This window comes from Streptomyces chumphonensis (assembly GCF_014779715.1).
GTDB classification, from domain to species: Bacteria; Actinomycetota; Actinomycetes; order Streptomycetales; family Streptomycetaceae; genus Streptomyces; species Streptomyces chumphonensis.
This window is the reverse complement of sequence record NZ_JACXYU010000009.1, coordinates 99197-110585: the sequence shown is the minus strand read 5'-3', so window position 1 is coordinate 110585 and position 11389 is coordinate 99197. Positions and strand designations below refer to the sequence as shown.

General features: G+C 74.5%; 7 protein-coding genes. 2 read left to right on the top strand and 5 right to left on the bottom strand.

The genetic code is table 11. From position 1 onward, the window contains the following. On the bottom strand, positions 1-1068 hold the full coding sequence (locus IF129_RS17530) for an energy-coupling factor ABC transporter permease (protein ID WP_191210634.1): 1068 nt from the start codon (positions 1066-1068) through the stop codon (positions 1-3). Between the two features lie 221 nt (positions 1069-1289). Between IF129_RS17530 and IF129_RS17525 the strand changes: the two genes are divergently transcribed. Next, positions 1290-1706, top strand: a complete 417-nt coding sequence (locus tag IF129_RS17525) for an SsgA family sporulation/cell division regulator (RefSeq protein ID WP_191210633.1) — start codon at positions 1290-1292, stop codon at positions 1704-1706. Between the two features lie 159 nt (positions 1707-1865). Here the strand turns inward: IF129_RS17525 and IF129_RS17520 are convergent, their stop codons facing one another. Then, the gene (locus IF129_RS17520) at positions 1866-4118 is read right to left on the bottom strand and encodes an MMPL family transporter (RefSeq protein WP_191210632.1); all 2253 of its coding nucleotides are present in this window, start codon (positions 4116-4118) and stop codon (positions 1866-1868) included. Between the two features lie 216 nt (positions 4119-4334). Between IF129_RS17520 and IF129_RS17515 the strand changes: the two genes are divergently transcribed. Continuing rightward, positions 4335-7787: a S41 family peptidase gene (locus IF129_RS17515; RefSeq protein ID WP_191210631.1), complete on the top strand. Its 3453-nt coding sequence runs from the start codon at positions 4335-4337 to the stop codon at positions 7785-7787. 133 nt (positions 7788-7920) lie between these two features. On the opposite strand, the gene IF129_RS17510 is transcribed toward IF129_RS17515, so the two are convergent. Genes IF129_RS17510 through IF129_RS17500 form a run of 3 tightly spaced genes read right to left on the bottom strand, consistent with a single transcriptional unit; the run spans position 7921 to position 11308 of the window. Beyond that, positions 7921-8808: an SDR family oxidoreductase gene (locus IF129_RS17510; protein ID WP_191210630.1), complete on the bottom strand. Its 888-nt coding sequence runs from the start codon at positions 8806-8808 to the stop codon at positions 7921-7923. Then, the gene (locus IF129_RS17505; protein WP_191210629.1) at positions 8805-9761 is read right to left on the bottom strand and encodes an alpha/beta fold hydrolase; all 957 of its coding nucleotides are present in this window, start codon (positions 9759-9761) and stop codon (positions 8805-8807) included. The genes IF129_RS17510 and IF129_RS17505 overlap by 4 nt, the downstream gene beginning before the upstream one ends. Continuing rightward, positions 9758-11308 carry a flavin-containing monooxygenase gene (locus tag IF129_RS17500; RefSeq protein ID WP_191210628.1) on the bottom strand — a complete coding sequence of 517 codons (1551 nt, stop codon included), beginning with the start codon at positions 11306-11308 and terminating at the stop codon, positions 9758-9760. Before IF129_RS17500 ends, IF129_RS17505 begins: the two co-directional genes overlap by 4 nt. Positions 11309-11389 lie beyond the last annotated feature (81 nt).

The window sequence follows — 11389 nt, the reverse complement described above, 5'->3', positions numbered from 1 at the left end:
TCAGTCCCGTCCGTCCCCGTGCGACGCGCGCGCCTCGGCGTCCCGGTGGGACGCGCGGCGGCGGGCGAGGAGGAAGACGCCGGTGCCGGTGGCGAGCGTGGCGGTGACGCCGATCAGCCCGGCCAGCCCGCCCGAGAGCCGGGCGTCGTCCAGGCCCTCGACGCCGTAGTCGGCGAGCGGGGAGTCGGCGGTGCGGCTGTCCTCGGCCTGCTGGATGATCTCCTGATCGGTGGCGACCCGCTCCAGCCCGTCCAACTCGGAGGAGGCGTAGAAGCTGAGGAACCCCGCGCACACGACGGTCGCGGCCAGGCCGCCCCACCACAGCGGCCGGACGGAGCGCGCCGGGGACGGGGCACGCTCCGTCCCGGCCGCCGGGACCTCGGTCTCCTCCCCGGCGGCGTTGCGCAGCACGAGCGGTGCCCGCAGGCCGCGCGCGCCGTGGACGAGGTCGGGCCGGGCGCCGAGGACGGCTCCGACGGCGAGCGCGGTGATGACGCCCTCGCCGACCCCGATGGCGGTGTGGACGCCGGTCATGGCGGCGAACACGGCGCCGATGGGCACGTCGGCCGTGCCGCCGAGCGCGAAGAGCAGGGTGAACACCATCGCGGCGACCGGGACCGAGACGAGGGCCGCGGCGAAGGCGGCGGCCGTCAGCGAGCTGCGGCGCCGGGGCAGGGTCCGGGCCAGCAGCCGGAACAGCGGGTAGGCCACGAGGACGGCGACGACGCCGAGCAGCGTGATGTTGATGCCGAGCGCGGTCAGGCCGCCGTCCGCGAAGAGCAGCGCCTGAAGCATGAGCACGACGGAGAGGCACAGGACCGCCGTGTAGGGCCCGACGAGGATCGCGGCCAGCGCGCCGCCCATGAGATGGCCGCTGGTCCCGGCGCCCACGGGAAAGTTGATCATCTGGACGGCGAAGACGAACGCCGCGACGAGCCCGGCGAGCGGGGCGGCGCGCTCGTCGAGTTCGCGGCGGGCGCCCTTGAGGGAGACGGCCACGGCCGCCACGGCGACGGCGCCGGCGGCCACGGAGACGGGGGCGTTGAAGAATCCGTCGGGTACATGCATGGCTGATTCGCCTCCGGTCGGCCGGAACGCTTCGATCGCGGCGCGATCGAACGATGATAGGCACCTGTTGCGAACGGCTTGCAAGAGCGCATCCCTCACCGTGCGGCATGCGGCGGGTGCACAGGGTCGTGTGGGGGAGTTCACAGGGGCGCGGCCGCACCCGTACGCCGGTTTGCGGGTCTTACACAGCGACGGGCGTCCGCCCGCGAAGGAGCCCGACCATGCGACGACCGCTCACCATCGACCACACCGTCCACGTGCGGCTGGCCAGCCGCCCCGGCGACCGCCCGGTACCGGCGACCCTGCGCTACGACACCTCCGACCCGCTCGCCGTGCGGGTCGCCTTCCCCGCCGAGGCGGCCCTGCACGGCGCCGAGGTCACCTGGGTGTTCGCCCGCCGGCTGCTGGACGAGGGACTGCGCGGGCCGGCCGGCGACGGCGACGTGCGGTTCCGCCCCGGGCTGCCCGGGCGGACGTTCATGGAGCTGAAGGCACCGCAGGGCTCGGCGCTGGTGGAGCTGGCGACGGAGGACCTGCACCGGTTCCTGGCGGCGACGTACGCCTTCGTCCCGCAGGCCGTGGAGGCCGCCCGGCTCGACGTGGACGGCGCCCTCGCCGCGCTGCTCGGCTCCTTCTGACGCGTCCGTGACCCCGTCGCGGGCGGGCGGCGGCCGGGGTCAGTAGCGGCAGGCGCGGGTCGAGGTCACGGCGACCGTGTGGACGCCGGCCGCGTTGCCGGGCCACCGCACGCCGATGGCCCGGCGCCTCGCGGTGCCGGGCCATCGGGGTGTGCGGGATCAGACGGAGACGCGTTCGCGCTCCGGGTCGGCCGCGGGGCCGCTGGTCCGGGCCAGGTGCTGCTGCAACCGCTCGCCCTCGACGTCGACGTTGGGCAGCGCGCGGTCCAGCCACTTCGGCAGCCACCACGCCTTGTCGCCCAGCAGGGCCAGCACGGCGGGCACGATGGCCATGCGCACGACGAAGGCGTCGAAGAGGATGGCCACGGCCAGGCCGAAGCCCATCATCTTGACCATGGAGTCGCCGGCGCCGATGAAGCCCGCGAAGACGCTGATCATGATGACGGCGGCGGCGGTCACCACGCGGGCGCCGAGCTTGAAGCCCGTCACGACCGCCTGGCCGGGGCGCTCCCCGTGGACGTAGGCCTCCCGCATCCGGGTGACGAGGAAGACCTCGTAGTCCATCGCCAGACCGAAGATCACACCGATCATGAAGATCGGCATCATGCTCATGATCGGTCCGGTCTGCTCCACGCCAAGCGCACCGGACAGCCAGCCCCACTGGAAGACCGCGACGACCGCGCCCAGGGCGGCCAGCACGGACAGCAGGAAGCCGAGCGCCGCCTTGAGGGGCACCAGCACCGAGCGGAACACCATGAGCAGCAGGACGAAGGCCAGGCCGACGACCAGCGTCAGGTAGGGCACCAGGGCGTCGTCCATGACCTGCGAGAAGTCGATGCCGCTGGCCGTGAAGCCGGAGACGAGGACGAGGGCGCCGGTCTGCTCCTCGTAGGAGCCGGCCCGGTCGCGGATCTCCCGCACCAGGTCCTCGGTCTCGGTGCTGCTCGGCCGGGACTCGGGGACGACGGCCATGACGCCGGCGTCGCCCTTCTCGTTGATCAGCTGCGCGGGGGCGACGTTGGCGACGCCGTCCAGCTCGCGGACGCTGTTGCCGATCTTCTCGGCCGCCGCCTGGGGGTCACCGCCGTCGGCGATGACCTCGTCGAAGTCCATGACGACGAGCAGCGGACCGTTGAAGCCCGGACCGAAGCCCTCGGCGACGAGGTCGTAGGCGCGGCGCTGGGTGGTGGACGTGGGCTGGTTGCCCTCGTCCGGGAGGCCGAGCGTCATGCTGCCGACCGGGAGGGCGGCGACGCCCAGGCCGATGACCGAGACGAGCAGGACGACGAGCGGCTTGCGCAGCGTGAAGCGGGCCCAGCGGGTGCCCAGGCCGGGCTTGCTGTCGGCCGACTCCGGCGCGGGAACGCCCCGCTCCGGGTTGGCGTTGCGCACCTTGCGCCCGAAGATGCGCTTGCCGACCATGCCCAGCGCGGCCGGGACGAGGGTGATGGCGACGAGCACCGCGATGACGACCGTCGCCGCGGCGGCGAAGCCCATCTTGGTGAGGATCGGCACGTTGACGACGGCGAGACCGGCCAGCGCGATGATCACGGTGAGACCGGCGAAGACGACGGCGGAGCCGGCGGTTCCGACGGCTCGGCCGACGGCCTCCTCGCGGTCGCGGCCCTCCACCAGTTCGGCGCGGTAGCGGGAGGCGATGAAGAGCGCGTAGTCGATGCCGACGGCCAGGCCGATCATCATGGCGAGCGTGCCGGTGGTGGCCGACAGGCCCAGCGTCGCCCCGAGGGCCGCGATGCCGGTGACGCCGATCATCACACCGATGAGCGCCGTGATCAGCGGCAGTCCGGCGGCCACGAGCGAGCCGAAGGTGAGAATGAGGACGAGCGCGGCGACACCGATGCCGATGATCTCGCCGTGGCCCATGTCCGGCTCGGCGAAGAGGACGTCACCGCCGACCTCGACGGTGAGCCCGGCCTCCCGCCCGAGGTCGGCGGCCTCCTCGATCTCCTCGCGGGTCTGGTCCTCCAGCTCCGGGCCCGGCACCTCGTAGGAGCCGTTCGCGATCGCGGTGGTGCCGTCCTGGCTGATCGTCTCGGTCTCGAAGGGGTTCTCGATGCTGACGATCTGCTGGTGCTTCTCCGGCGAGAGCGCGCCGAGCACCTTCTCCACGGCGGCCTGGTTGTCCGGCTCGGTGATGGCCTCGCCGTCGGGGGCCTTGAAGACGAAGCGGCCCTGCGCGCCGTCGGCGGCGGCGTCACCCGGGCTGCGGTCCTCCATCAGGTCGAACGCCTGCTGGGACTCCGTTCCCGGCAGCGCGAACTCGTCGTCGGGGGGATCTCCGGCGGTCGACGCGGCGCCGATCACGACGACGAGCACCGCGGCCCACAACAGGGCAACGATGCGCCGCCGCCGGAAGGCGAGCCGGCCGAGCTTGTACAGGAAGGTGGCCACGGGAGGAATACTCCGGTCTGGTCGGGCGGGCGGTCGGTGCGGGAGAAAATGACAGTCCCTGACAGAAGAGACGCGTGAGCCCGGGTCCGGGGTGCCCGGTTCGCCACACTGAGGCGCAGCTCACATCCGACGGGGGGAACGTCCCGTTCCCGGCGCGCGTACCGACCGCCCGCCGCCGAGTTGCCGGGGTCCGGGGGCGGCCGAACCATAAGAGGGGTGAGTGACGACGCCGCGTACCTCCGGTACCCGCACCTCCACGGTGACCTGCTCTGCTTCGTCGCCGAGGACGACGTGTGGGCGGCGCCGCTCGTCCCGCCGGGGCGGCGCCCGGAGCGGGCCTGGCGGCTCACGGTCGACCGCACCCGGCTGGGTCCGCCGCGCTTCTCCCCCGACGGGCGGCACATCGCGTTCACCTCGTGGCGCAGCCTCGACCCGGAGATCCATCTCGTCGACGTCGCCGGGGGCCCGGCCCGGCGGCTGACGTACTGGGGCGCCCCCGACACCCGGGTCTGCGGCTGGACGCCGGAGGGGGACGTCCTGGCCGTCGCCTCGCACGGGCAGCCGTTCCCGCACTTCACCTGGGCGTACCGGCTGCCGCTGGACGGCGGGCCCGGCGGGCGGCTGCCGTGGGGGCCGTGTACCGACATCGCCGTGGACGACCTGCTGGGCTACCCGGGCGGCGAGCGGCGCACGCTCCTCCTCACCGGCTGCCCGCCGCACGAACCGGCCGCCTGGAAGCGCTACCGGGGCGGCGCCACGGGACGGCTGTGGCTGCACGGACGGCGGCTGCTGCCCGAGCTGGCCGGGCACCTGGACGCCCCGATGTTCGTCCGCGACCCCACGGAGACGGGCGAGGACGGATCACCCCGGTGGCGTATCGCCTTCCTCTCCGACCACGAGGGCGTGGGGAACCTCTACTCGTGCCGGACCGACGGCACCGACCTGCGGCGGCACACCGACCACGCCGACTTCTACGCCCGGCACGCCTCCTGCGACGGCACCCGCGTCGTCTACCAGTGCGCCGGCGAGGTGTGGCTGGTGGACGACCTCGGCCCCGGCGCCGTGCCCCGCCGCCTGCACGTCCGGCTGTGCGGGCCGCGCACCGGGCGGCGCGCCTACCAGGTGCCCGCGGCCACCCGGCTCGACGGCCTGGCGGTGGACACCACGGGCCGGGCCAGCGCGGTGTGCGTCGGCGGCAGCCTGTACTGGCTCACGCACCGCGACGGCCCGGCCCGGGTCATCTCCGGTACGCCCGGCGTGCGGGTGCGGCTGCCGGAGATGCTCGGCGCCACCGGGCGCATCGCGTACGTCACCGACGCCGAGGGGGAGGACGCCGTCGAGATCGCCTGGCTGCCGAGGGCGAGCGGCGGGCAGGGCCCGCGCCGGGTGGCGGCCGGGCGGCTGGGCCGGGTGCACGAGCTGGTCTCCTCCCCCGACGGCGACACCCTCGCCGTCGCCTCGCACGACGGACGGCTGCTGCTGGTCGACGTGGGCGGGCTCCTGGCCCGCGAGAACGACACGGCGGCGGGCGGCGGGCCGGACGGCGCGGACAGCGGGCCGGACGGCGCGAACAGCACGGAGCGGGGCGCCGACGAGGAGGGGGCGGGCCGCCGGGAGGGGGACGACGACGGGGAGGGCGGCGGCGAACCGGCCGTCACCGAGCTGCTGCGCTCCGCCAACGGGCCGGTGCGCGACCTCGCCTTCTCCCCCGACTCCCAGTGGCTGGCCTGGGCGCACCCGGGCCTGGGGCGGACCCTGCGCCAGATCCGCATCGCCCGGATCGCGGACGGCACGGTCATCGACGTCACCGACGCCCGGTTCGAGGACGAGCAGCCGGTGTTCACCCGGGACGGCCGCTACCTGGCCTTCCTGTCCTGGCGCGGCTTCGACCCGGTGTACGACGTGCACACCGGGGACCTGTCGTTCCCGCTGGGCTGCCGCCCCCACCTCGTCCCGCTCTCCTCCGCGACGCCGTCCCCGTTCGCGCTGAACCCCGAGGGGCGCCCGGCCGCAGGGGGCCTGGACCCGACGGAGCTGCCGGGCGGCTTCGACGAGGACCGCGCCGTGCTGGTGGAGGCCGAGGGGCTGGCCGGCCGCGTCACGCCGTTCCCGGTGACGGCCTCCAAGTACTCGGCCCTGACGCCGGTGGCGGGCGGCGGGCTGGTCTGGCTGCGCTACCCGATCTCCGGCGCGCTCGGCGAGACGTTCGTCAACCCGGCCGACACCTCGGGGCGCCCCACCCTGGAGCACTTCGACCCCGCGCGGGCCAAGCGCGTCGAGCTGAGCGCCGACGCCGACTCCTTCGCCGTCAGCGGCGACGGCACCCGCATGGTCGTCAACGACGAGGGCGACCTGCGGGCCGTGCCGGCCACCGAACACGCCGACGGCGACACCACCGTCTGGATCGACCTGCGCCGCATCCTCCACGACGTGCACCCCGGAGCGCAGTGGCGGCAGGCGTTCGAGGAGGCGGGCCGCATCACCCGCGCGTACTTCTGGGAGCCGGGCATGTGCGGCATCGACTGGGACGCGGTGCTGGCCCAGTACCGGCCGCTGGTGGACCGGGTGGCGTCCCCCGACGAGTTCGCCGACCTGCTGCGCGAGGTGCTGGGCGAGCTGGGCACCTCGCACGCGTACGTGGCCGCCGCCCGGCGCAACGAGGGCCCGCCGCACTACCAGCGCCCGATCGGACTGCTGGGCGCGAACCTGTCCCGCACGAAGGACGGCGAGTGGCTCGTCTCGCGCATCCTGCCGGGCGAGTCCTCCGACTCCAAGGCCCGCTCCCCCCTGGCCGGTTCGGGCATCCGGGACGGCGCCGTGCTCACCCACGTGGACGGCCGGCCCGTGGACCCGGCCGCCGGACCGTACCCCCTGCTGGCCGGGGCCGGCGGCACGACGGTGGAGCTGACCTTCCGCGCGCCCGGGGGCGCCGGGCCCGCGCGCCGGGTGGCCGTCGTCCCGCTGATCGACGAGCGGCCGCTGCGCTACCAGGACTGGGTGGCCAAACGCCGGGCGGTGGTGCGGAAGCTGAGCGACGGCCGCTGCGGCTACCTGCACATCCCGGACATGGGCGGCTCGGGCTGGGCGCAGTTCAACCGCGACCTGCGCATGGAGGTCTCCCGCCCGGCGCTCATCGTGGACGTCCGGGGCAACGCGGGCGGCAACATCAGCGAACTGGTCATCGAGGGTCTGACCCGCACCGTCCTCGGCTGGGACCTGACGCGGGACGCCGAGCCCGTCTCGTACACCTCCAACGCGCCGCGCGGGCCGATCGTCGCGCTGGCCGACGAGGCGACGTCCTCCGACGGGGACATGATCACCGCCGCGTTCCGGCTGCTCGGCCTGGGGCCCGTCGTCGGCTCGCGGACGTGGGGCGGGGTCGTCGGCATGACGGGCCGCCACCGACTCGGCGACGGCTCGGTCATCACCGTGCCCATGAACGCGGCCTGGTTCGACGCCTACGGCTGGGACGTGGAGAACCACGGCGTCGCCCCGGACATCGAGGCGCTGCGCACCCCGCTGGACTGGGCCGAGGGCCGCTACACCGTGCTGGACACGGCCGTCCGCACGGCACTGGACCTGCTCGAACGGCACCCGGCCAGCAGCCCGCCGGACCTCTCCGACGTCCCCGACCGCCGCCGTCCGCCGCTGCCTCCCCGCGCGGTGTGACGCGGCCCGCCCCGGACGACGACGGTCGGGACGCGGGGGCACCCCGCCTCACCGGCGCGTCCCCGCGTCCCGCGTCCCCACGCGACTGACCCCGCGTTGGGCCCCGCACGGCCGCCCGGTTCCCCGCCCCGGGTCAGCCGCGTTCGCGCTCGTCGGCGGCGCCGCCCGCGCCCACCAGACCGGTGGGACGACCGTCCCGCGCGGCGAGCAGCCTCGGCGCGACCCTGCGCATCTCCCGACGCCCGCCCACCCCGACGATCGTCGGCAGGGCACCGCGTACGAACTGCATGCCGCGCAGCCACCACTGCCCGTAGACGTGCGGCGACCGGCGTTCGATGCCCGCCACGATCCGGTCCACGGCCGGGCCGAGCGGGTAGGTCCGGTTCATCGGCGGCGGCATGGAGTGGGCGCGCAGGTCGCGCATCACGTCGTCCTCGTCGGCGCCGCGCACCATGTCGGTGTCGGTCCAGCTCAGGTAGCCGACCCCGACCCGCACCCCCTGGTGGCCGACCTCCGCGCGCAGGCTGTGCGCGAACGCCTCGACGCCCGACTTCGACGCGCAGTACGCCGTCATCATCGGTGCCGGGGTGATCGCGGCGAGCGAGGCGATCTGGAGGAAGTAGCCGCGGGACTCCGTCAGCGCGGGCAGGAAGGCCCGCCCCGTCACCGCTCCGCCCACGAGGTTGACCTCGATGACCCGGCGCCAGGTCGCCGGGTCGCTGTCGCCGAACAGGCCGCCGGTGGCGACACCGGCGTTGGCGACGACGACGTCCACCTTCCCGAACCGGGCCTTCACCTCCCCGGCGACCTGCTCCATGGCCACGTGGTCGGTGACGTCGGCGTGCCAGTAGGCGGAGTCCGTCGGGAGTGCGGCGCTCACCTTCGCCAGCTCGTCCGGCTCCAGCCCGACGAGGGCGATCCGCGCGCCGCGCGCCGCCAGCTTGCGCGCCAGCAGCGCGCCGACACCCCGCGCGCCCCCGGTCACGACCGCGACGTGGCCGTCCAGGTCTCCACGCTTCATCGGGACTCCTTCGTCACGTCGGCCGCCGTGTCGGCGCCGGAGGGCTTCAGGTGGTCGGCGACCAGGCCGCGCAGGACGTCCGTCACGGACTCCGGGTCCTCCAGCGGCGTCATGTGGCCGAGACCGCGCTTCTCGTGCACGCCGACGCAGTGCGGCAGCGCGGCCACCAGCTCGCGCGCGTGCGACAGCGGCGTCAACCGGTCGCGGGTACCGGCGAGGACGGCCGTCGGCATGGTGAGCCGCGGGACCTGCTCGGAGAGGTCGAGACCGGTCAGCACCCGCCCCCAGCCCTGCCGGACCTTGCGGTGGCAGGCGTGCACGATCCGCGCGCAGGCCTCGATCCGCTCGGGCGCCGAGCCGGGGCCCATCGTCGCGTAGGCGAGCATCGCGCGGCTGACCGACGAGACGGGGCCGAGCGGGGCGGACGAGGTGAGCAGCAGCCGGTGCGCCAGCCCGCGCGGGCCCGCCCCGCCCGGCACGGGCAGGACCCGCGCCTCGGACGACAGCCGCCGGGCGCCGGTGCTGCACAGGAAGGCCGCCGCGGCGTGCCGGACCAGCGCGGGCCGCCCGGCGGCGGCCATGATCGTCATGCCGCCCATGGAGTGCCCGCCGACGACGGCCCGCTGCTCCGGACCGAGGACCGCCTCCAGGACGGCGCACAGGTCGTCGGCGAGGGCCTGCGTGCTGTACCGGCCCGGGGTGGCCGGGGACCTGCCGTGACCGCGCTGGTCGTAGGCCACCACCCGGACGCCGTCGGCGGCCAGGGCGCGCGCGACGGGCGCCCAGAAGGCGATGCCGCACGTCCAGCCGTGCGCGAGCACGACGGTGGGGCCGTCGGCCGGACCGAACTCCTCGACGTGCAGCCGGGCCCCCGTGCTGGACGTGACCTGCCGGGTGGCGGCCGGTTCCGGCGCCGCGAACGGTCCGGAGGTGAGCGGGGCGACGGGGCTCATGCGGCGGCCTCCCCAGAGGCGGCGGGCAGCGGACGTCCGGCGGCGACGGCCGGTTCGTCCCGGTCGGGGCGCTCGGCGCGCAGGACCTCGTACTCCTCCAGCCGCACCTCGCGCGTGGCGCGGCGGAACTCCGCCGTCGTGCCCGGCCACACGGTGGTGTTGCGTCCGTTGGCGTCCAGGTACCAGCTGTCGCAGCCGCCGGTGTTCCACACGGTGCGCTTCATGCGCTCCTGGATCCGCGCCGTCCAGGCGTGCACCGCGCCGCGCCGCGCGTCCAGGGCCACCCGGCCGCCGAGGGCGTCGAGCCGGCGCAGGTAGTCGATCATGTAGGTCAGCTGGGCCTCGATCATCAGGATCATGGAGCTGTTGCCGAGCCCGGTGTTCGGCCCGATGATCGTCATGAAGTTGGGGAAGCCGGCGGCGCTCGCGCCGCGCAGCGACTCCATGCCGTCCCGCCATTCCTCGGCCAGCGTCGTGCCGTCGGCGCCCTTGACGCGCTGGGCGATCGGCATGTCGGTGACGTGGAAGCCGGTGCCGAAGATGATGGCGTCGACCTCCGTCTCGGTGCCGTCGGCCGCGACGAGGGTGTTGCCCCGGACCTCCTTGAGCCCGGAGGCCACCAGGTCCACGTTGTCCTGGGCGAGGGCCGGGTAGTAGGAGTTGGACAGCAGGATGCGCTTGCAGCCGATGCGGTAGTCGGGCGTCAGCTGACGGCGCGTCTCCGGGTCCTTGACGGCGCGCTTCATGTGCAGGAGCGCGAGCTGCTGGACGGGCCCCAGCTCACCGGGACGCTTGGTGAAGGCGCTGACCTGCAACTCGCGGATGCCCCAGAGCAGCTGACGGCGCAGGTACCGGGTGACGGGCAGCTTCGCGTGCAGCCAGCGCTCCGCCCCGGTGATCCTGCGGTCCACCCGCGGCATGACCCAGGCCGGGGTCCGCTGGAAGAGCGTGAGCCGGCCGACCGTCGGCTGGATGGCGGGCACGATCTGGATGGCGGACGCACCGGTGCCGATCATGGCGACGCGCTTGCCGCGCAGGTCGTAGTCGTGGTCCCACTGCGCCGAGTGGAAGACCTTGCCCGTGAAGCCGTCGAGCCCGGGGATGTCCGGGATCTTGGGGTCGGAGAGCGGGCCGGTGGCGGAGACGACGACGTCCGCCGTCAGGGTGCCCTGCGAGGTCCGCACGACCCAGCGCAGCTCCTCGGCGTCCCACTCCGCCTGCTCGACCGTGTGCCGGAACCGGATGTGCGGACGCAGCCCGAAGGTGTCGGCGACCCGCTCCAGGTAGGCGTGGATGTGCGCCTGCCCGGAGAAGCTCCGCGGCCACTCGGGGTTGGGCGCGAAGGAGAACGAGTAGAGGTGCGAGGGGACGTCGCAGGCGCACCCGGGGTAGGAGTTGTCGTGCCACGTGCCGCCGACGGCGTCGCGGCGTTCCAGGACGACGAAGTCCGTGATGCCCGCCCGGCGCAGCCGCACGGCCGCCCCCAGGCCGCCGAAGCCGGAACCGATCACCGCCACCCGTACATGCTCATGTTCGCGCTCGCCCATGCCGCGCCCTCCCGGTCTCCGTACCGTCGTGCAAACCGTGCCAGCAATCACTGGCGCAATCGCAGCGTAGAGGAGCGGCGT

What these genes read in the sequence shown, in the direction of transcription:
- IF129_RS17510 (WP_191210630.1), bottom strand. Translation starts at nt 8,808, where the DNA reads ATGAAGCGTGGAGACCTGGACGGCCACGTCGCGGTCGTGACCGGGGGC.
- IF129_RS17525 (WP_191210633.1), top strand. Translation starts at nt 1,290, where the DNA reads ATGCGACGACCGCTCACCATCGACCACACCGTCCACGTGCGGCTGGCC.
- IF129_RS17530 (WP_191210634.1), bottom strand. Translation starts at nt 1,068, where the DNA reads ATGCATGTACCCGACGGATTCTTCAACGCCCCCGTCTCCGTGGCCGCC.
- IF129_RS17505 (WP_191210629.1), bottom strand. Translation starts at nt 9,761, where the DNA reads ATGAGCCCCGTCGCCCCGCTCACCTCCGGACCGTTCGCGGCGCCGGAA.
- IF129_RS17500 (WP_191210628.1), bottom strand. Translation starts at nt 11,308, where the DNA reads ATGGGCGAGCGCGAACATGAGCATGTACGGGTGGCGGTGATCGGTTCC.